The organism is Pseudomonas sp. B21-019 (assembly GCF_024749225.1).
In the GTDB taxonomy this organism is placed as follows: domain Bacteria; phylum Pseudomonadota; class Gammaproteobacteria; order Pseudomonadales; family Pseudomonadaceae; genus Aquipseudomonas.
In genome coordinates this window covers 5874355-5893957 of the sequence record NZ_CP087193.1, presented here as the reverse complement: position 1 = coordinate 5893957, position 19603 = coordinate 5874355, and the positions used below count along the sequence as shown (strand labels likewise).

At 59.5% G+C, this 19603-nt stretch carries 18 protein-coding genes; 11 read left to right on the top strand and 7 right to left on the bottom strand.

What is annotated here, in order from left to right; genetic code table 11:
• Positions 1 to 144 precede the first annotated feature (144 nt).
• From epd to LOY36_RS26480, 7 genes are all read left to right on the top strand, one after another.
• Complete coding sequence (gene epd / locus LOY36_RS26510) at positions 145 to 1215, top strand: erythrose-4-phosphate dehydrogenase (protein WP_258671429.1); 1071 nt, start codon at positions 145 to 147, stop codon at positions 1213 to 1215.
• Between the two features lie 25 nt (positions 1216 to 1240).
• Complete coding sequence (locus LOY36_RS26505; protein ID WP_258671427.1) at positions 1241 to 2404, top strand: phosphoglycerate kinase; 1164 nt, start codon at positions 1241 to 1243, stop codon at positions 2402 to 2404.
• A 34-nt stretch (positions 2405 to 2438) separates the two neighbouring features.
• Positions 2439 to 2660, top strand: coding sequence for a hypothetical protein (locus LOY36_RS26500; RefSeq protein ID WP_258671425.1), 222 nt, complete (start codon positions 2439 to 2441; stop codon positions 2658 to 2660).
• A gap of 56 nt (positions 2661 to 2716) precedes the next feature.
• Positions 2717 to 3049: an MliC family protein gene (locus tag LOY36_RS26495; protein WP_258671423.1), complete on the top strand. Its 333-nt coding sequence runs from the start codon at positions 2717 to 2719 to the stop codon at positions 3047 to 3049.
• Between the two features lie 305 nt (positions 3050 to 3354).
• Positions 3355 to 4419 (top strand): class II fructose-bisphosphate aldolase, encoded by a 1065-nt coding sequence (fba, locus tag LOY36_RS26490; protein WP_018928755.1) that lies wholly within the window; start codon positions 3355 to 3357, stop codon positions 4417 to 4419.
• A 163-nt stretch (positions 4420 to 4582) separates the two neighbouring features.
• On the top strand, positions 4583 to 4834 hold the full coding sequence (locus LOY36_RS26485; RefSeq protein ID WP_205888780.1) for a helix-turn-helix transcriptional regulator: 252 nt from the start codon (positions 4583 to 4585) through the stop codon (positions 4832 to 4834).
• A complete protein-coding gene (locus tag LOY36_RS26480) occupies positions 4827 to 6098 on the top strand; it encodes a type II toxin-antitoxin system HipA family toxin (RefSeq protein ID WP_258671419.1) in 1272 nt (423 codons plus the stop codon). The genes LOY36_RS26485 and LOY36_RS26480 overlap by 8 nt, the downstream gene beginning before the upstream one ends.
• Before the next feature lie 121 nt (positions 6099 to 6219).
• Here LOY36_RS26480 and LOY36_RS26475 read toward each other — a convergent pair whose 3' ends face one another.
• Positions 6220 to 6582 carry a DUF6124 family protein gene (locus LOY36_RS26475; RefSeq protein WP_258671417.1) on the bottom strand — a complete coding sequence of 121 codons (363 nt, stop codon included), beginning with the start codon at positions 6580 to 6582 and terminating at the stop codon, positions 6220 to 6222.
• Between the two features lie 521 nt (positions 6583 to 7103).
• A complete protein-coding gene (locus LOY36_RS26470; protein ID WP_258671416.1) occupies positions 7104 to 7772 on the bottom strand; it encodes a polysaccharide lyase family 7 protein in 669 nt (222 codons plus the stop codon).
• A gap of 321 nt (positions 7773 to 8093) precedes the next feature.
• Here LOY36_RS26470 and LOY36_RS26465 point away from each other — a divergent pair, with 321 nt between their 5' ends.
• From LOY36_RS26465 to LOY36_RS26455, 3 genes are read left to right on the top strand one after another with little or no spacing between them, the layout of a single operon-like run.
• Positions 8094 to 10217, top strand: coding sequence for a bifunctional diguanylate cyclase/phosphodiesterase (locus LOY36_RS26465; RefSeq protein ID WP_258671414.1), 2124 nt, complete (start codon positions 8094 to 8096; stop codon positions 10215 to 10217).
• A gap of 45 nt (positions 10218 to 10262) precedes the next feature.
• Positions 10263 to 10754, top strand: a complete 492-nt coding sequence (locus LOY36_RS26460) for a M48 family metallopeptidase (RefSeq protein WP_007937938.1) — start codon at positions 10263 to 10265, stop codon at positions 10752 to 10754.
• 31 nt (positions 10755 to 10785) lie between these two features.
• Positions 10786 to 11082 (top strand): helix-turn-helix domain-containing protein, encoded by a 297-nt coding sequence (locus LOY36_RS26455; RefSeq protein ID WP_007937940.1) that lies wholly within the window; start codon positions 10786 to 10788, stop codon positions 11080 to 11082.
• Positions 11083 to 11172: 90 nt separating this feature from the next.
• Here LOY36_RS26455 and LOY36_RS26450 read toward each other — a convergent pair whose 3' ends face one another.
• The gene (locus tag LOY36_RS26450; RefSeq protein ID WP_258671413.1) at positions 11173 to 11628 is read right to left on the bottom strand and encodes a GNAT family N-acetyltransferase; all 456 of its coding nucleotides are present in this window, start codon (positions 11626 to 11628) and stop codon (positions 11173 to 11175) included.
• A 257-nt stretch (positions 11629 to 11885) separates the two neighbouring features.
• Between LOY36_RS26450 and LOY36_RS26445 the strand changes: the two genes are divergently transcribed.
• Complete coding sequence (locus LOY36_RS26445; RefSeq protein ID WP_258671411.1) at positions 11886 to 12623, top strand: ABC transporter substrate-binding protein; 738 nt, start codon at positions 11886 to 11888, stop codon at positions 12621 to 12623.
• A 61-nt stretch (positions 12624 to 12684) separates the two neighbouring features.
• On the opposite strand, the gene yccS is transcribed toward LOY36_RS26445, so the two are convergent.
• From yccS to mdtD, 4 genes are all read right to left on the bottom strand, one after another.
• The gene (gene yccS / locus LOY36_RS26440; RefSeq protein WP_258671410.1) at positions 12685 to 14868 is read right to left on the bottom strand and encodes a YccS family putative transporter; all 2184 of its coding nucleotides are present in this window, start codon (positions 14866 to 14868) and stop codon (positions 12685 to 12687) included.
• A gap of 371 nt (positions 14869 to 15239) precedes the next feature.
• Positions 15240 to 16418 (bottom strand): NAD(P)/FAD-dependent oxidoreductase, encoded by a 1179-nt coding sequence (locus LOY36_RS26435; RefSeq protein ID WP_018928762.1) that lies wholly within the window; start codon positions 16416 to 16418, stop codon positions 15240 to 15242.
• Positions 16419 to 16546: 128 nt separating this feature from the next.
• On the bottom strand, positions 16547 to 17884 hold the full coding sequence (dbpA, locus tag LOY36_RS26430; protein WP_230175555.1) for an ATP-dependent RNA helicase DbpA: 1338 nt from the start codon (positions 17882 to 17884) through the stop codon (positions 16547 to 16549).
• A gap of 230 nt (positions 17885 to 18114) precedes the next feature.
• Positions 18115 to 19542, bottom strand: a complete 1428-nt coding sequence (gene mdtD / locus LOY36_RS26425; RefSeq protein WP_258671408.1) for a multidrug transporter subunit MdtD — start codon at positions 19540 to 19542, stop codon at positions 18115 to 18117.
• Positions 19543 to 19603 lie beyond the last annotated feature (61 nt).

Genomic DNA, 19603 nt, shown 5'->3' with positions numbered 1-19603 from the left:
CGTTCCCTGTGTAGGAGCTGCCGCAGGCTGCGATCTTTTGATCTTAAAAGATCGCAGCCTTGTTTCACTCGACAGCTCCTACCAGCTCCTACAGGGATTTGTGTTGTTAGCAAGAATTCGTCTGCCGCGACTATCGAGAACCCCATGCCTCAACCGCGTCCTTACAAAGTTGCACTCAACGGCTACGGCCGGATTGGTCGTTGTGTCTTGCGTGCGTTGTTTGAGCGAGGCGATAAGGCCGGGTTTGAAATTGTCGCGATCAACGATCTGGCCGATATGGCCAGCATCGAATACCTGACACGCTTCGACTCCACTCACGGGCGGTTTCCCGGTGAAGTGAGGGTTGAGGGCGATTGTCTGCATATTAAGGGCGACTGCGTGAAGGTCCTGCGCAGTGCCACCCCCGAAGGCATCGATTGGGCGTCGTTGGGCGTCGATCTGGTGCTGGAGTGCTCCGGCGCTTATCACACCCGTCAGGATGGCCAGCGTTTTCTCGACGCCGGTGCGCCACGGGTGCTGTTTTCCCAGCCGATGGCCAGCGAGGCGGATGTCGACGCCACCATCGTCTACGGCGTGAACCAGGATTGCCTGACCGGCGACGAGCTGCTGGTGTCCAACGCGTCCTGCACCACCAACTGCGGCGTACCGCTGTTGCGCCTGCTGGATCAGGCCATTGGTCTGGAATACGTGTCGATCACCACCATCCACTCGGCGATGAACGATCAGCCGGTGATCGACGCCTATCACCACGAAGACCTGCGCCGCACCCGTTCGGCGTTCCAGTCGGTGATTCCGGTGTCCACTGGTCTGGCGCGAGGCATTGAACGCCTGCTGCCGGAACTTGCCGGGCGAATTCAGGCCAAAGCCGTGCGGGTGCCGACGGTTAACGTGTCCTGCCTCGATATTACGATGCAGACCGTAAGCGATACCGACGCCACCGAGGTCAACCGGATTCTGCGCGAGGCCGCCACCCATGGCCCGCTCAAAGGCCTTCTGGCCTACACCGAGTTGCCTCACGCCAGTTGTGATTTCAATCATGACCCACATTCGGCCATCGTCGATGCCAGTCAGACCCGCGTTTCCGGCCCACGGCTGGTGAACATCCTGGCCTGGTTCGACAACGAATGGGGTTTTGCCAATCGAATGCTGGACGTTGCTACACACTATCTGCAAACAGCTACTTCGCTCTCTGTTTCTCAAAAACCTGCTCTCTAAAACAGCTATCCAGGAAATGCGACCCATGACCGTGTTGAAGATGACCGACCTCGATCTGCAAGGTAAGCGCGTACTGATCCGCGAAGACCTCAACGTCCCAGTCAAGGACGGTGTTGTCACCAGCGATGCGCGAATCCTGGCTTCGCTGCCGACCATCAAGCTGGCCCTGGAAAAAGGCGCGGCAGTGATGGTCTGCTCGCACCTTGGCCGTCCGACCGAAGGCGAGTTCTCGGCCGAGAACAGCCTCAAGCCAGTGGCTGACTACCTGAGCAAGGCTCTGGGCCGTGAAGTGCCGCTGGTGTCCGATTACCTGGGCGGCGTCGACGTGAAAGCCGGCGACATCGTGTTGTTCGAAAACGTGCGCTTCAACAAAGGCGAGAAAAAGAACGCCGATGAACTGGCCCAGCAATACGCCGCCCTGTGCGACGTGTTCGTGATGGACGCCTTCGGCACCGCTCACCGCGCCGAGGGCTCGACCCATGGCGTGGCCAAATTCGCCAAAGTCGCCGCTGCTGGCCCGTTGCTCGCCGCCGAACTGGACGCACTGGGCAAGGCCCTGGGCTCCCCGGCTCAGCCAATGGCCGCCATTGTTGCGGGCTCCAAAGTGTCGACCAAACTCGACGTGCTCAACAGCCTGAGCCAGATCTGCAACCAGCTGATCGTTGGTGGTGGCATCGCCAACACCTTCCTGGCCGCTGCCGGTCACCCGGTTGGCAAATCGCTGTACGAGCCGGACCTGCTGGACACCGCCCGTGAAATCGCGGCGAAAGTCAGCGTGCCATTGCCAGTGGACGTGGTGGTCGCCAAGGAATTCGCTGAAAGCGCGACCGCGACTGTCAAACTGATCGCCGACGTGGCTGCAGACGACATGATCCTGGACATCGGCCCACAGACCGCGGCGAATTTCGCCGAGCTGCTGAAGTCGTCCAAGACCATCCTGTGGAACGGCCCGGTGGGCGTGTTCGAATTCGACCAGTTCGGTAACGGCACCAAAGTGCTGGCCCAGGCCATCGCGGAAAGCTCGGCGTTCTCCATTGCCGGCGGTGGCGACACTCTGGCGGCCATCGATAAATATGGCGTTGCCGAGCAAATCTCCTACATTTCTACCGGCGGCGGCGCGTTCCTCGAATTCGTCGAAGGCAAAGTGCTGCCGGCCGTTGAAGTCCTGGAAAGCCGGGCCAAGGCCTGAGGCCGCTCATTTGACCAGGCAAAGGAGTGTTCAGATGGTCAGGACATTAATGCTGTTGATCGCCGCGGGCATGCTGGCGGCTTGCGGGAGTAACCCGAAAGCCACGTCGGAACCCGCGCCATCCGAGTCGGATAAAGGCTGCTACCAGGCTGACTGGCAAGCGGAAACCAACCCGGTGATCAACAAGCGTTCCGGGCCCGATGGCCTGGACAAATACGAGACACAGACCCCGGCCAAGGAACATGGCTGCCCTTGACGGGTCTGACTCTTTACTCAGGGCTGGCGGCATGCGCCGTCAGTCGAGGAACATGGATGAAAGGTTTTATCGCCGTTACGGCGCTGGCATTGCTGGCAGGTTGTTCGAATTTCGACCTGTTCAAGCCTGCCGAATCAACGGACAACTGGACCACCTGGACCTGCGACAGCCAGGCCAAAGTGCTCTGGCGCTACACTGACGTGAGCCGCAAGGCAGTCGATGTTCGCCTGGGCGGCGCCGATCAGGTCTACCGCCTGAAGCTTGAACCGGGCGCCGAAGGTTCGCTGTACAGCAACGACATGCTGGCGTTTCACGTAAAAGGTGAGGAAGGCCTGGTGTACTGGGTCGCCACCAATGATTTGATTGGCCGCGGTTGTAAAGCGCAGTAATTGACATGCCACGGACCTAATGTGGGAGCGAGCTTTTGTGGCGAGGGGGCTTGCCCCCGTTGGAGTGCGAAGCGCTCCCGAAGCCAGCGGACGCGGGGCTAAGTTAGACCGCGTTGTCCGATTTACGACTGCTGCGCAGCCGAACGGGGGCAAGCCCCCTCGCCACAGGGTTTCAGCGACACAGGATTTTTGTTGTACCGAATTCGCAGCCCGGGCCAACCCCCGATCTGCAATAACTTGAATAGCCGCCGCCGCTACGGCAGGCTGGCACGATTAACGACCCTCAACCGGGAGAGACACACACAATGGCACTTATCAGCATGCGCCAGATGCTGGACCACGCAGCCGAGTTCGGCTACGGCGTTCCAGCCTTCAACGTCAACAACCTTGAGCAGATGCGCGCCATCATGGAAGCCGCTGACAAGACTGACTCCCCGGTGATCGTCCAGGCTTCGGCCGGTGCTCGCAAATACGCAGGTGCCCCGTTCCTGCGTCACCTGATCCTGGCGGCCATCGAAGAATTCCCGCACATCCCGGTGTGCATGCACCAGGACCACGGCACCAGCCCTGACGTCTGCCAGCGCTCCATCCAACTGGGCTTCAGCTCGGTCATGATGGACGGCTCCCTGGGCGAAGACGGCAAGACCCCGACCGACTACGAGTACAACGTTCGCGTTACCCAACAAACCGTGGCCATGGCTCACGCCTGCGGCGTTTCGGTAGAAGGCGAGCTAGGCTGCCTGGGTTCGCTGGAAACCGGCATGGCCGGTGAAGAAGACGGCATCGGCGCCGAAGGCGTTCTGGATCACAGCCAAATGCTGACCGACCCGGAAGAAGCCGCGGACTTCGTCAAGAAGACCCAGGTCGACGCCCTGGCCATCGCCATCGGCACCAGCCACGGCGCCTACAAGTTCACCAAGCCACCTACCGGCGACGTGCTGGCCATCGACCGCATCAAGGAAATCCACAAACGCATCCCGAACACCCACTTGGTAATGCACGGTTCGTCTTCGGTTCCGCAAGAGTGGCTGGCGATCATCAACCAGTACGGCGGCGACATCAAAGAAACCTACGGCGTACCGGTTGAAGAGATCGTCGAAGGCATCAAGCACGGCGTGCGCAAGGTCAACATCGACACCGACCTGCGTTTGGCGTCCACCGGTGCGATGCGTCGCCTGATGGCCACCAACCCGAGCGAGTTCGACCCGCGTAAATTCTTCGGCGCGACTGTTACTGCGATGCGTGACGTGTGTATTGCGCGTTATGAGCAGTTTGGTACTGCCGGTAATGCTTCGAAGATCAAGCCGATTTCGTTGGAAGCGATGTTCCAGCGTTACCTGAAAGGTGAGTTGAACGCTAAGGTTAACTAAGACCTTCAGCGTTTGAGTCGCATAAAAAAACCGCCGAGAGAGGCGGTTTTTTTTGGCCCGCGAATTAATACCAACGCGTGGCCTGACATAAGGCGCTTGAAATGTCACCTATAGTGGACATAATTAAACTATTAGATAGAAAAGTTCGATATAGGTGACATTCATGCTCCTGCAAAACCCCTCTGTGTTCGGTGACAGGGTCCGCCAGTTACGACGCGCCAAAGGCTATAGCCAGGCCATACTGGCGCACAGAGCAAAATGCAGCCGCAAAACCATCATTGATCTTGAGGCCGGTGAAAATGTCGCGCTTTACACCGCGTTCAGGGTGTTATCAGCGCTGGGCATGGCGCTTGAAATTGTTGATAACCGGATTGACCTCAAATCCCTGGCTGATCTGGTAGAGCCCGATGAGTAAGGTCAAACGGCTCAACGTCATGACACCGCAGGGCTTTTCGGGCGAGCTGTCCAAGGGCTCACAGTTTTCGTTTGCCTACGAATCTGCCGATGCATCCAGGGAGGTCTCGCTGGTCATGCCCTATGACCCGACGCCTTCGGTAAGCAATGTGCTGCATCCAATTTTCGATATGAACGTGCCGGAAGGGTTTCTGGCCGATCAGATCAAACGCCGGATGGCCAAGCACATGCAGGTGGATGAAATGCGCCTGTTATCGGTCATCGGAGGGAATCAAATCGGGCGCATCACCTACCAGAATCCGATAGAGGCACCCGTGTCCGTCCGTGCCCAGGTCGGGCTGCAAGAAATCCTGTCTGCGGATGCCTCGCAAGGTGTATTCGATTTTCTCGTCGATACCTACTTCGAATCGGGCATTTCAGGTGTGCAGCCCAAGGTACTGGTGCCTGATCTGGACAAACTCACCGGTAACCGAAAAACCATGCTCAGCTCCGATCTGATTGTTAAGTCAGGCGCCGATGAGTATGCACACCTGGCTCAAAATGAATTTCTCTGTCTGGAAGCGGCTCGCCTTGCCGGGCTGGAAACGCCGCCGTTCTGGCTGTCGGAGAATGGTGATTTGTTTGTGATGGAGCGATTCGATCTGACCGCTTCCGGTCGGCTCGGGTTTGAAGATATGGCCGTCCTTTTGGGGCTCAACAAAGATCCCCATGACAACTACAAGTATTCCCAAAGCTATGAAACCCTTGCCGCCGTGATTGGCCAAGTCTGCCGGCATGGTGATCCGTTACGTGAACTGGAGCGCTTTTTCTCTTCGGTCTGCCTTTCGGTCATGGTGCGTAACGGCGATGCACACCTGAAGAATTTCGGAGTGATTTACACCCATCCAGACGCGCTTGAAACGGTGCAGTTGGCACCGGTCTTCGATGTTACGAGCACCACTGTCTACGAAAACTACAACCCCAAATCCGGCCGCTCATTGGTTGACCGTACGTTGGCAATCAAGATGAACAAGGTGAAAAGCTACCCGGATCGTCAGCAATTGATTGAGTTTGGTCGAAAACACTGCGCGGTGGAGCGGCCGGCCTTGGTTATTGAGCGTATTGCCGAGGCGATGACTCAAGCGTTAGAGGCCAATCGGAGTCGTGTGGATGGTGAATTGCTTGCGGGCATGCAGAGTGAATGGGATGCGGGGCGGGTGGCTGCGCTGAACGATACTGTTGCGTCGGGGCTACGGCGCAAACCTGTGGGTAAGACGGACCGTTGATTTTCGTGATGGCTGGCGATCATCAACCCGTACGGGCTCCGCGCAGATAAGAAACCCGCCGAAAAGAGGCGGGTTTCTTATTGGAAGCAAGTTAGCTCGCCTAGCACCAACCGAGCCGCGATTACTCCTTCGGTTCGACGTGATCCAGCGCCTGGTTCACCGCCAGTTCACCGAGCATGACCACCTGGGCGATGCCCAGCAGGGTCTTGCGATGTGAGGTCTCTAGCGACGCCGCGAAATTGTTGAGCATTTCGGTGGCCGAGCCGAGTGTTTCGCTGGCATTGGCCAGCAGGGATTCGGTGTTGTACTTCGGATTGGCGAGGTACATGGGCTCGGGTTCGTGGGTGGTGGCCATGATTTTGGCGGCCGGGTTGAGGTAATGGTCGAGGGCGCGCTCGGCGGCTTCGTGGAATTTCTTTGAATCGGGGGATTCGTAGGGGGATGCCGGGTCTGTGACCGGCGGATTCGGAGTAGCTTTGAACATTTGGTGTATTCCCAATTGGGCCGCAACCAATCCGCTACTACACGAAAGGGTGGCGGCTGTACGCAAGTTAGTAGACCGGGCGAATCCACCAAAATCCCGGCGCACCCGAGGGCGCCATGCGCACAGCCACCATCAAGTACAGGTAAATGCCTGACTAAATGACGCTTGTACGTTGGTGGACACGCCGGGCTACTAAACCCGATCACTGCGAATCAGTGACACGAATCAAGTTACCGATGGCCTCCCAGACGCACAAGCCGGCGGATTCTGGCGTACCTGTAGGCGGTGACGCAAGCCGTTGTAGGCCTCATGAAGTAACGCTGAATGTCTTTAAACGTGGACGTTTAAGTGGGGGCTGATGCCGGTCAGTGAAGAGATGGAGTTGGACATAAAGAACCTGTGGCGAGGGAGCTTGCTCCCGCTGGGCCGCGAAGCGGCCCCCAAAAAGAGGGTCTGCTGCGCAGCCCAACGGGAGCAAGCTCCCTCGCCACAAAGGGTGGATTCCTGCGGTCTTTCAGGGATTACGTATCGTGATCGATATCCAGCTTGCTGAACGTCACTTCCCCGCCTTCAGTGGTGTACCCGGTGTTGTCTTGCACATAGGCCCCGGCCTTGAAGTACAGCGGCTTATCACGCCACATCGCGCTGATGTCGGTGTCCCACTGGTAGCCCGCCGCGCTGATGCCTAATGCACCGCCGGGGCTGAGGTGGATGAAGTAGGAGAATTCCTGATCGAGTTTCACGCCGGTGGCGATGGTGATGACCCGGGGGGTGTCGTCGTCGGGGTGCATGCGGACTTTGGCGACGATGTTGCCGGTCGCGCTGGAGGTTTTGTATTGATACTCGACCTTCACCATCGGCTTCTGGCTGTTGTAGGCATGGATCTGGCCAATAACGATCTTGCCCGAGCTGGGCACCTTATTGATCGCGAGGGTCGCACGCAGGGAATTGTCCGCGTCGGGGTAATACCAGTTTTTCAGCGTGCCGTTGCTGTAGGTTTCGCGCAGTTCGGTGCGAGGGTAGACCGCGTTTTCAGTGCGGGTGCCGGTGACCGGGGTCCAGAAAAACAAGGTGCCGGTGTCGGAGTGGAAGTATTGATCCTTGAAGCCGTCCACCAGCTTGGTGGTTTCGACGGTGTACGGCGGGCTGCCGACGGGAACGCTGAGGTTCCAGGTTGCGAGATCGATCATAATTCAAGCTTCCACATTTTTTACTGCACGCGCGTACCAGAAGCTCTAGCCCGCGCCTTCGGGGGGGGGTCTTTATAAGCGTAGAAAAGATCTTTGTTAATGCCCGTTCGGCAAATGGTTGACGCCAACATCCTGTCGAAATGCCATCTTTCCCGGTTTCCGGGGGCTGTAGGACTTACCGTTAGTCGGCTTCTAAAGCTTTGTCTAAATGCTGGCCCACTGACAGCTTCTGCTTTAAGGGATCCGGGTCTAGAGTGAAGTCGCAATAGGTGACCGGTTTTAACAAAAGGCCGGCCTGACGCCCCGAACAAGAGATGCAGCATGGAATGCGCACAATCTAAGCCAGCTGAAGGCAACTCAATCCTGTTAATTGTTGATGATTACCCTGAAAACCTGATCAGCATGCGCGCGTTATTACAGCGCCAGGATTGGCAGGTCATGACCGCGGCTTCCGGTTTTGAAGCCCTTGGCCTGTTACTCGAACACGATGTCGACCTGGTGCTGCTGGATGTGCAGATGCCGGGCATGGACGGTTTTGAAGTGGCGCGCTTGATGCGCGGCAGCCAGCGAACCCGTCTTACGCCAATCATTTTTCTTACCGCCAACGAACAGTCCCAGGACGCCGTGATCAAGGGTTACGCCAGTGGCGCGGTGGATTACCTGTTCAAGCCGTTCGACCCGCAAATACTCAAACCCAAAGTCCAGGCGTTGCTCGAGCACCAGCGTAATCGCCGTGCCTTGCAGCGGTTGAGCCATGATCTGGAAGTCGCCCGGGCTTTCAATGCTTCGGTGCTGGATAACGCCGCCGAAGGCATTCTGGTGGTGGGCGAGGACGGGTTGATTCGCTTTGCCAACCCGGCGATGTCGCGCCTGCTCAATGCCACGGTGAACGACCTGCAAGGCAAGGAGTTTCTGGATTTCCTGCAAAAACCGCACATCCCGATCTGGGCCGATTCCGAGTTGTTTGCCGGTTACAAACGCGGTGAAACCCTGCGCTTGCACGATGCGCTGCTGCGTACCGCGCCCGGCCAGCAAGTGCCGGTGGCGTTGTCTTGCGCGCCTTTGCCCGCCGAACAACATGCGATGGTGGTGACAGTGCTGGACATGTCGGTGGTGCGCCATCTGCATCAGCAGTTGGAGTTCCAGGCGGTGACCGACCCGCTGACCGGGCTGCTCAATCGCCGGGGTTTCTACCAGACCGTTGAAAACCTGCTGCTGCGCGGCGAACGTTCCGACAGCACTTGGGTGCTGTTGTACCTGGACCTCGACGGCTTCAAGCGGGTCAATGATTCCCTCGGCCACGATGCCGGCGACCGGGTGCTGCGTTGGGTGTCCGAGCAGTTGAAGGCGTGCCTGCGGCCCTTCGATATTCTGGCGCGGATGGGGGGCGATGAGTTCACTGCGTTGCTGGATCTTGAGCTCCCCGAGCAGGCGGCAAAGATTGCCGAGAAGCTCATCGAGCGGGTGTCGATCTGTCAGCAGATCGAAGGCATGGACATCGCCTTGGGTGCCAGCATCGGCATCGCCACTTATCCCGATTGCGGGTCTAATCTGGACGGGCTGATGCGCGCCTCCGACATTGCCATGTACGAAGCCAAGCGCGCCGGGCGTCAGCAATATCGCTTCTACGATCACGAAATGAACGGCCGGGCACGCTCGCGGCTGATGCTTGAAGAGAGCGTGCGCACGGCCATCGAGAACCGCGATTTCAACCTGGTGTATCAGCCCCAGGTGGCGATTGCCGATGGGCAGATCCGCGGGTTCGAAGCGTTGTTGCGCTGGCAGCATCCGAGTGTCGGCGATGTACCGCCGGGGCTGTTTTTGCCGTTGTTGGAAGAGGCGCGGTTGATCAGTCGCCTGGGTAGCTGGATTTATCATCGCGGGGCCAAACAGCGCAAAGCCTGGGAAACCTTGTTTGCCGAAGATCTGGTGCTGGGCGTCAGCTTGAGCAGCACCCAATTCGGGTTGCCCAACCTGGTCACCGAGCTGCGTCAGGTGCTGGAGCGCCATGGCCTGAGGCCGCAGCAGCTGGAAGTCGAGGTCACGGAAGAGGCCTTGATGTCTAACCCCGACGAGACCCGCAAACAACTGCGTTTACTGCGCAATCTGGGGGTGCGGGTGGCGCTGGATGACTTCGGCTCCGGGGCTTGTTCGCTGGCGCATTTGCGCGACCTGGAACTGGACACGCTCAAGCTCGACCGGCATTTGATCGCCCGGTTGCCGGGGTCTGAACGGGATGCGGCGCTGGCACGCAGTGTCATCGATTTGTGCAACCGGTTAGGGCTGCTGGTGATCGCCGAAGGGGTTGAAACGGTGGCGCAATATGAGTGGCTGCAAGCCAACGGTTGCCAGTATGTGCAGGGTTTCCTGGTGGCGCGGCCGTTGATGGCCGAGGACACCGGTCACTTTGTCGAGCCGTTCGACTGGGGCGCGCTGACGAGTTGAATTCGCTACACTGGCGACCTTTTCGTGATGCGTGTTGCCGCTCCAATGACTGTGTTGAAATACCTCCAGGCTTATCCTGCCGCGTTGCAGGACCAGGTGCGCCAACTGATCGCCGAAGGTCGGCTGGGCGATTACCTGAGCCAGCGCTATCCGGAAAAACACGGGGTGCAGAGCGACAAGGCGCTATACGCCTATGCCCTGGACCTCAAGCAGGAATACCTGCGTAACGCCCCGGCCATCGACAAGGTGTTGTTCGACAACCGTCTGGACCTGACCCACCGCGCGCTCGGTCTGCACACCGCGATCTCACGGGTGCAGGGTGGCAAGCTCAAGGCCAAGAAAGAAATTCGCATCGCCTCGCTGTTCAAGGACGCGGCGCCGCAGTTTCTGAAGATGATCGTGGTGCATGAGCTGGCGCACTTCAAAGAGTCGGATCACAACAAGGCGTTCTACAAGCTGTGCGAGCACATGTTGCCGGGGTATCACCAGGTGGAGTTCGATTTGCGGGTATACCTGACATGGCGGGATATGCACTGAACAAATCTGCTAATTAATCGGGAGCGCATGGATGGACGTGAGCAAGACCAAGAGCAGCTTCTACCGCCGATTGTACGTGGCGTACCTGATCGACAGCGGGCTGGCCAGTAACGTCCCTGCATTGACCGAAGTGACCGGTATGCCCCGACGCACGGCTCAGGACACCATCGCGGCGTTGGCGGATCTGGATATCGTTTGTGAATTCGAGCAGGAAGAGGGCGCACGTAACCACGCGGGGCGCTATCGGATTCGCGAGTGGGGGGCGATTGATCGGGGGTGGATCGAGCGTAATCTGCGGCAGATTAAAGCGGTGCTCGAGTATCCCTGAATTACCGACCCCGATCGTTCCCACGCTCTGCGTGGGAATGCAGCCATGGACGCTCCGCGTCCCAAGAGCGGACGCAGAGCGTGGGAACGATCATTGCGGGCGACGCATCCCGATATGCGGAATCTCATCCTCCAGGTATTCCTCACCCACCGCCACAAACCCGTACCGCCCGTAGTACCCCTGCAAATGCGCCTGGGCCGAGAGGTAGATCGGCACCTCGGGCCAGTGCTTCTCGGCCTGCTTCAACGCCTGGCTCATCAACTCATGCCCAAGCCCGGCACCGCGTGCCTGGGGTGCAATGATCACCCGGCCAATCACCACATCGCCGCCCTGCAACTCCGGGTCGAGCAATCGCAGGTAGGCCACCAGCCGATCCCCGTCCCAGCCCATCAAATGGCAAGTGTCACCTTCCAGGTCCTGGCCATCGATGTCTTGATAAGCGCATTTCTGCTCGACGACAAACACTTCGGCGCGCAGTTGCAAAATGGCATACAGCTGCTCTTTACCCAGATCGCTGTGGTGTTTGCAGACCCAATCGATTGTCATCTTCACATTCCTTGAACAACGTTGCTCCGATACTAAGCGCCCTGAGGCGGGATGTCTTTATGGCAGAGGAATCTGTGATAAAAGCCAAAATGCCATCATTCATTTCTCGCGAAGTTGTCTTCTTTGTGTAATCTGCGATGAAGCGCTGTGCAATGGCCTCAATGAGCTAATGTTAGGACCTGGGTTCGCCGGTAGAGGAACCTTGGAGTTTTGGCTGAAAAACACGTCGGGCAGCTCGCCCGCTAAGGATTTCTGGCATGCCGCGGTTTCATCGAGCGTTTGCTTTGATCGGATTGCTGTTGCTGACTCAGGCCGAAGCTGCGGAAAAGCTGCGTCTGGTCGCCGATGCCTGGCCACCCTTTACCGACGCCACGCTGGTCAATGGCGGTGTGGCCACGGACATCGTCAGTACCGCGCTGGCCCGGGCCGGTTACGCCAGCGATTTCGAACAAGTGCCGTGGGCGCGGGCCTTGTTTGGGGTGGGCGAGGGACGTTACGACGTACTGGTCAACACCTGGTACGCCGATGAGCGCACGAAGCTGGGGCAATTTTCCGGCGAGTACTTGCTCAACCGCGTGCGCTTTCTCAAGCGCAAAGACACGCCAATCGAATACAACAACCTGCAACAACTGCACACCTACCCGATAGCGGTGGTACGCGGTTATGCCTATTCGCAGGAATTTGATGAGGATGTGTCGTTGCAGAAAGTCCCGGTGCATAACTTCGCCATGGCTGTGCGCATGGTCGCGGCCGATCGGGTCAAGCTGACTTTGGAAGACGAGTTCGTCGCCCGGTATTACCTGGCGCGGGAATCACCCAAAGTGCGCAATGCCGTGGAGTTCCTGCCCAAGCCGTTGAGCGAGAACAGCCTGCATATTCTGGTGAGCCTGAAGAACCCGGAGCATGAACAGATCGTCGCCGGTTTCGACCGCGAAATTGCGGCGATGAAGGCTGATGGGAGTTATGACAAGTTGCTCAGGCAACATGGGATGTGATCTGAAAGGCCTGCCGTTTCTGGGCTGACGCCTTCGCGGGCAAGCCTCGTCGCTACACATCTCAGGCTTCGCCAGTGTCCTTGATCAAATGCGCCGCCAACGTCCGCAACGGCCCCAGTTGCCGGCAGATCAACGCCAGTTGCGTCTGCACCAGGCGCTGCCCTTCATCGATTTCATCCGGCATCTGCTCAAGCGCATTGGCCAGCGCTTCTTCTTCATCACTCTGAATTGCCACCGGCTGTTTGCTCGCCAGGCCCTGGGCGATGTCGTCGAGGCTGGCGGCCAGACTCACGCCCGCACCGTCGATCAAGTGCTCGCGCACATCCGACGGCAGTTGGGTTTCACGGTGCGCCCCAAGCCCCGACAAATAGCTAAGCAGGGTGTGCGACAGCACCAGGAATCGGAACCCGACATCGGCTTCCTTACGGAAGTGCCCCGGCTCCATCAGCATGTTGGCCAGTGTCGTCGACAACGCCGCGTCGGCGTTGTGCGCGTTACGTCGGGCCAGGCGATAAGCCAGGTCGTCGCTTTTACCGGCGGCGTATTGCTGCATGATCTGGCGCAGGTAAATGCTGTTGCAGGTCAGGGTATTGGCCAGCACTTTGTTCAGGCGTCGGCCCTGCCAGTCCGGCAGGAACAGGAATACCGCCAGGCCGGCGATCAGGCTGCCGAGCAAGGTATCGAGCAGTCGTGGCAGGAACAGCCCGTAACCATCCCCGACCTGGTTGAAGCAGAACAGCACCATCAAGGTGATCGCCGCGGTCGCCAGGGTGTAGCGGGTCGTGCGGTTGGTAAAGAACACCACCCCGGCCACGATCGCGAAGCACGACTGCACCAACGGGCTCGGAAACAGATCGAACAACGCCCAGGCCGCAGTCAGGCCGATGGCGGTGCCGATGATCCGCTGGCCAAGTTTGCGGCGGGTGGCGCCGTAGTTCGGCTGGCAGACAAACAGCGTGGTGAGGATGATCCAGTAACCTTGCGAGGGGTGGATCAAATGCACCATCGCGTAGCCGATGCTCAACGCCAGGGGCAGGCGCAGGGCGTGGCGGAACAGCAAGGACGTCGGCGTCAGCTGTGTGCGCAAGCGAATCCACACATCCTTGAGGCTGCGTGGCGAACGGTCGAGCAGGCTGCTGTCGGTGGCGTCTGCAAGCGCATCGGGGTTGCTGGCGTCGCTGAGCAAACGGTCGAGGGTGCCGAGGTTGGCGGCCAATGCCCGCAACGAGCGCAACAGACCGCGCCAGGCCGGATTGCTCTGGATGCGCAGGTGTTCGAGGGAGGCGTGCAGGTCGCTCAAGGCTTCGGCGAAGCTGGCGTCATAGATGAACGGCTGGCGCATCTGGATCGATTCGGCCAGCGCGCGGCACACCTTGCCCTGTTGGCGCAGCAGGCGCTGACAGCGGAACAGCACGTCGCTGTGGAAGAACGCCTCGGCCAGCGCGTTGTAAGGGTAGTGCGAGGAGCTGGCGCGCTCGTGGATGTCCTGGGCGAGGAAGTACAGCTTCAGGTAACGGCTGAGTTTCGCCCCCGGCCTGCCATCGCCGACCCGGTGCAGAATGATTTCCTTGGCGGCGTTCAGGGCTGCCACCACCCGACCGTTCTGCTGGGCCAGTTCCAGGCGGCGCGCTTCCACGTCCAACTGCCGGATCGGTTCGAACAACGACGATTTCAGTTTCAGGTAATAACCCAGTTCACGGAATAACCGCGCCAGGCTCTGTTGCACCGGCTGGTTGGAAAACAGCGCCTGCCACAGCACCGAGAGCAAGCCATACCACGCTGCACCGGCCACCAGCAGCACCGGCTCGTGCCAGAAATCGGTGACTGCACCGCCGCGCTGGTCCACGCCGATCATGGTGTAGACCGACAGAATCAGCGTCGCTGAAGCAATCGCGCCATAACGTTCGCCCAGCGCGCCGAGCATGGTCAGACAAAAGCTGGCCAGGGCAAAGGCGATGATAAAGAGAACGGGGTAGGGGAAAAGCAGTTCGACGGACAGGGCGGCGACCATAAAACACACCAGCGTCACGGCCAGCGCGTTGAGGCGGCCCTGCCAACTGTCGTCGGTTTCGGCCAGGGCGCTGGCGATGATCCCCAGGAACAACGGGATCAGCAGGCCCATTTCATCCTGATACCAACACAGCGCCATGGTGCCGGTCAGGGCGATGAACACCCGAACGCTGTAACTGAATTTATCCAGCGCCCAGAGGCGACGCAGAGACTGCCGAAATGTGGTCGATGACATGAAGTGCGAAGGCCTTCCGAGGCGATGACGCTAAATTGAGCCACTAATGACGCCGACGCAATGGCGCCGATCACATCAGACAGCAAAATCTGTTCCTTCCTGGCGAAACACGCTCCCCTGCAGGGGTAATGCTGTTCACTTAAACGCACTCTCCAATCATGGCTACCTTTGTGGCGAGCGAGCTTGCTCCGGGCGGCGTTCCGACGCTGGGCTGCGTAGCGGCCCCAAAAATCTGACAACTATTGCCGATTTTTGTGAGTGCTACGCACTCAAGCGGGAGCAAGCTCCCTCGCCACAGGTTTCTCTGATTCAAGACGCTCTTAAGTGAACAGCATCAGTGAACAGCATCACCCTACAGGGGAGCGGTGTAGTCAGACGTACTGCGCCGCCGCGTAACCGGACGCCCAGGCCCATTGGAAGTTGAAACCACCCAGATGCCCGGTGACGTCGAGCACTTCACCGACGAAATACAGGCCGGGGCTTTTCAGCGACTCCATGGTCTTGGATGACACTTCGCGCGTGTCGACGCCACCCAGGGTCACTTCGGCCGTGCGGTAGCCCTCGGTGCCGGCCGGCACGACTTTCCAGCTCGCCAGTTTTTCAGCGATGTCTGCAATTTCTGCGTGGGTGTATTGCTTCATCGGTTTGGAGACGAACCAGTTGTCTGCCAGCAAGTTGGCCATCTTCTTGGTGAAGATCTCACCGAGCAGGGTTTTCAACTCGCTGTTCGGGCGCTCGACTTGCTGCTGTTGCAGCCAGCTCGGTACGTCGTGATCCGGCATCAGGTTGATCTCTACCGTGTCGCCGGATTCCCAGAACGAAGAAATCTGCAAAATCGCCGGGCCGCTGAGACCGCGGTGGGTGAACAGGATGTTCTCGCGGAAACTCTGGTCGTTGCAGCTCACCAGGCAATCCACCGACGTACCGGACAGTTCGGTGCACAGCTCCTTGAGCTGATCGGTGATGGTGAACGGCACGAGGCCGGCGCGGGTCGGCAGCAGGTCGTGGCCGAACTGCTTGGCCACCTGATAGCCGAAACCGGTGGCGCCGAGGGTCGGAATCGACAGGCCGCCGGTGGCGATCACCAGGGATTGGCAAGTGATCTGGTCCAGCGTGGTATCCAGCAGATAACCGCTTTCGAGCTTCTCGATGGTCTGGATCGAGGTGTCCAGGTGCAGGCTGACGCCAACCTGATTGCACTCGTCGAGCAGCATGTCGAGGATGTCGCTGGATTTGTTATCGCAGAACAACTGGCCGAGTTTCTTCTCGTGGTATGGCACGCCGTGTTTGGCCACCAGACCGATGAAGTCCCACTGGGTGTAACGTGCCAACGCAGATTTGCAGAAATGTGCGTTCTGCGAGAGGAAATTGCTCGGCTCGGTGTACATGTTGGTGAAATTGCAGCGGCCACCGCCCGACATGAGGATTTTCTTGCCGGCCTTGTTGGCATGGTCAAGCAACATCACCTTGCGCCCGCGCCCGGCGGCGGTCAGCGCACACATCAACCCTGCGGCGCCAGCGCCAATGATCACGACTTCGGTAGAGCGCAAAACGGTGTCCTCAGAATGGAATACCTGTAGGAGCTGCCGCAGGCTGCGATCTTTTGACTTTGCTTTTCAAGATCAAAAGATCGCAGCCTCGTTTCACTCGGCAGCTCCTACAGGGGAAGTGTGGCGGTTTACAGGATGCGCACGCGCAGCGAACGGCCTTTGATTTTACCGTCGTTCAGGCGCTGCAAGGCTTGCTTGGCGATCCCGCGCTCCACGGCCACATACGCCTGGAAGTCGAAAATCGCGATCTTGCCGACCTGGGCACCAGGAATGCCCGCCTCGCCGGTCAGTGCACCGAGAATGTCACCCGGACGGACTTTGTCTTTACGGCCCGCACCAATGCACAGCGTGCTCATCAGCGGCAGCAGCGGACCGCCGCCCTGGGACGTGAGGTTATCCACCTGATCCCAATTCAACGGCGACTTCTGCAGTTGCTCGATGGCTTGGGCGCGATGCGCTTCGGACGGTGCGACCAGGCTGATCGCGATGCCTTTCTCGCCGGCACGACCGGTACGGCCGACACGGTGAATGTGGATTTCCGAGTCACGGGCCAGTTCGACGTTGATCACCATGTCCAGCGCATCGATGTCCAGGCCGCGTGCGGCGACGTCGGTGGCAACCAGTACCGACGTACTGCGGTTGGCGAACATTGCCAGTACCTGGTCGCGGTCACGCTGTTCCAGATCGCCGTGCAGGCCGACGGCGGAAATGCCTTTGGACGTCAGGTGATCGACGGTTTCCTGAACTTGCTGCTTGGTGAAGCAGAACGCCACGCAGGACGCCGGGCGGAAGTGGCCGAGCACCTTGGTCACCGCGCTCATGCGCTCTTCCGGGGAGATTTCGTAGAAACGCTGCTCGATCTGCGTGTCGTCGTGGAATGCCTCGGCCTTCACTTGCTGCGGATTACGCATGAACTTCGACGCCAACTGCTTGATGCCTACCGGATAGGTGGCGGAGAACAGCAGGGTCTGGCGACGTTCCGGGCACTGGGCGATGATTTCTTCGATGGAATCGTAGAAACCCATGTCGAGCATGCGGTCGGCTTCGTCGAGGATCAGCGTGTTCAGGCCGTGAAGCACCAGCGAACCCTTGCGCAGGTGTTGCTGGATGCGCCCCGGAGTGCCGACGATGATGTGCGCGCCGTGCTCCAGCGAGCCGATCTGCGGGCCGAAAGACACGCCGCCGCACAGGGTCAGCACCTTGATGTTGTCTTCGGAGCGGGCCAGGCGACGGATTTCCTTGGCGACCTGGTCGGCCAGCTCACGGGTCGGGCAGATGACCAGTGCCTGGCAACCGAAGAAGCGCGGATTGATCGGGTTCAACAGGCCGATACCGAAGGCGGCGGTCTTGCCGCTGCCGGTCTTGGCCTGGGCGATCAGGTCCATCCCCTTGAGGATCACCGGCAAGCTTTGCGCCTGGATCGGCGTCATCTGGGCATAACCGAGGGAGTCGAGGTTAGCCAGCATGGCGGCGGACAGCGGCAAAGTATTAAAAGCGGTGGCGATGGTGGTCACGGGACTGGCCTGCAAAACAAAATGTCGCGCAGTGTATCAGTCCCAGGCTCTCCACCTGCAAATTCTGGACGAATAGCCGTAGCAGCTGTCGAGGTACGAGGCTGCGTTGCGTGTCCGCAGGACCGCCCCGGGGGGCCGCTTCGCAGCCCAACGCAGCCTCGTGCCTCGGCAGCTGCTACGGGTCAGTGCTCGATATCGTGCTCACGGCTGACCATCCGTCGGCCATCCTTTGGTGAAAGCTGCGAGAAGATGGTTGCAGCCAGCATCGCCATGATTCCGACCGTCACAAACGTCAGCTGGAACGCGCCCAGAACCGTGTCCACGCCGTCATTGCCGATCTCCGCCGTGAAGCCGCCGAGCAGCGCACCGGCGCAGGCCACGCCGAGGCTCAGGGACAATTGCGCGACCACCGATAGCAAACTGTTGCCGCTGCTGGCGCTGGCGTCGTCGAGGTCGATCAGGGTGACGGTGTTCATCGCGGTGAACTGCAAGGAGTTGATCGCCCCCAGAATCGCCAACTGGCCCAGCAACAGCCAATACGGCGTCTGCTCGCTGACCAGGCCCATGCTCGCCAGCATGATCCCCAGCGCCAGTGTGTTGCCGGTCAGCACGATGCGGTAGCCAAAACGTTCGATCAACGGCCGCGCCACCGATTTGGCGACCATCGCGGCCGCAGCCAGGGGCAGCATGCTCATCCCGGCCTGTGACGGCGAATAGCCCAGCGCCACTTGCAGCAGCAACGGCACCAGGAACGGCAATGCGCCGCTGCCCAACCGGGCGAACAGGTTGCCGAGGATGCCCACGGCGAAGGTCCGGGTCTTGAACAGCGATGGCGCAAACAGTGGATTGTCGATGTGCCCGGCCCGCAGCCAATAGGCCGCCAGACAGGCCATGCCGGCAAACAACAGCAACATCACCCGCAAGTGCGGCAGACGCAGTTCGCCGAGGCCTTCCATGGCGATGGTGATCAGCACCATCGCCGCGCCGAACAGCAAGAAGCCCAGGCTATCGAAGCGGGTGCGTTCACTGCCGCGCAGGTCGGGAATGAATTTCCACACCGCATAGCAGCCGATGACACCCACCGGCAGGTTGATCAGGAAGATCCAGTGCCAGGTCAGGTATTGCACCATCCAGCCGCCCATGGTCGGGCCGATCAGCGGGCCGAGCAGGCCGGGAATGGTGATGAACCCCATGATCCGCACCAGATCCGAGCGCGGATACGCGCGCAGCACTACCAAGCGTCCGACCGGCAACATCAAGGCGCCGCCCAGGCCCTGGATCACCCGGGCGCCGATCAGCATGCTCAGGGTGCTCGACAAGGCGCAGAGCAATGAGCCGATGCTGAACAACAGGATGGCGCCGAAGAAAATTTTCTTGGTGCCGAAACGGTCGGCGATCCAGCCGGAGGCGGGAATCAGCAAGGCGACGGTGAGCATGTAGGCGATGATCACACCTTGCATGCGCAGCGGGTCTTCGGCCAGGTCCCGGGCCATGGCGGGGAGGGCGGTGTTGAGGATTGTCCCGTCGAGGGACTGCATGAAGAAGGCAATGGCCACGACCCACGGCAACCAGCGGGCGGTGACAGCGTCGAGAGGTGGGCGGTTGGGCATGGGACCTCTTTGTCAGGTAGTGCTCGGTCCCTGTGGCGAGGGGGCTTGCCCCCGTTCGGCT

Coding starts and splice junctions, on each gene's coding strand:
- epd (WP_258671429.1), top strand. CDS start 145: ATGCCTCAACCGCGTCCTTACAAAGTTGCACTCAACGGCTACGGCCGG.
- LOY36_RS26505 (WP_258671427.1), top strand. CDS start 1,241: ATGACCGTGTTGAAGATGACCGACCTCGATCTGCAAGGTAAGCGCGTA.
- LOY36_RS26500 (WP_258671425.1), top strand. CDS start 2,439: ATGGTCAGGACATTAATGCTGTTGATCGCCGCGGGCATGCTGGCGGCT.
- LOY36_RS26495 (WP_258671423.1), top strand. CDS start 2,717: ATGAAAGGTTTTATCGCCGTTACGGCGCTGGCATTGCTGGCAGGTTGT.
- fba (WP_018928755.1), top strand. CDS start 3,355: ATGGCACTTATCAGCATGCGCCAGATGCTGGACCACGCAGCCGAGTTC.
- LOY36_RS26485 (WP_205888780.1), top strand. CDS start 4,583: ATGCTCCTGCAAAACCCCTCTGTGTTCGGTGACAGGGTCCGCCAGTTA.
- LOY36_RS26480 (WP_258671419.1), top strand. CDS start 4,827: ATGAGTAAGGTCAAACGGCTCAACGTCATGACACCGCAGGGCTTTTCG.
- LOY36_RS26475 (WP_258671417.1), bottom strand. CDS start 6,582: ATGTTCAAAGCTACTCCGAATCCGCCGGTCACAGACCCGGCATCCCCC.
- LOY36_RS26470 (WP_258671416.1), bottom strand. CDS start 7,772: ATGATCGATCTCGCAACCTGGAACCTCAGCGTTCCCGTCGGCAGCCCG.
- LOY36_RS26465 (WP_258671414.1), top strand. CDS start 8,094: ATGGAATGCGCACAATCTAAGCCAGCTGAAGGCAACTCAATCCTGTTA.
- LOY36_RS26460 (WP_007937938.1), top strand. CDS start 10,263: ATGACTGTGTTGAAATACCTCCAGGCTTATCCTGCCGCGTTGCAGGAC.
- LOY36_RS26455 (WP_007937940.1), top strand. CDS start 10,786: ATGGACGTGAGCAAGACCAAGAGCAGCTTCTACCGCCGATTGTACGTG.
- LOY36_RS26450 (WP_258671413.1), bottom strand. CDS start 11,628: ATGACAATCGATTGGGTCTGCAAACACCACAGCGATCTGGGTAAAGAG.
- LOY36_RS26445 (WP_258671411.1), top strand. CDS start 11,886: ATGCCGCGGTTTCATCGAGCGTTTGCTTTGATCGGATTGCTGTTGCTG.
- yccS (WP_258671410.1), bottom strand. CDS start 14,868: ATGTCATCGACCACATTTCGGCAGTCTCTGCGTCGCCTCTGGGCGCTG.
- dbpA (WP_230175555.1), bottom strand. CDS start 17,884: ATGCTGGCTAACCTCGACTCCCTCGGTTATGCCCAGATGACGCCGATC.
- mdtD (WP_258671408.1), bottom strand. CDS start 19,542: ATGCCCAACCGCCCACCTCTCGACGCTGTCACCGCCCGCTGGTTGCCG.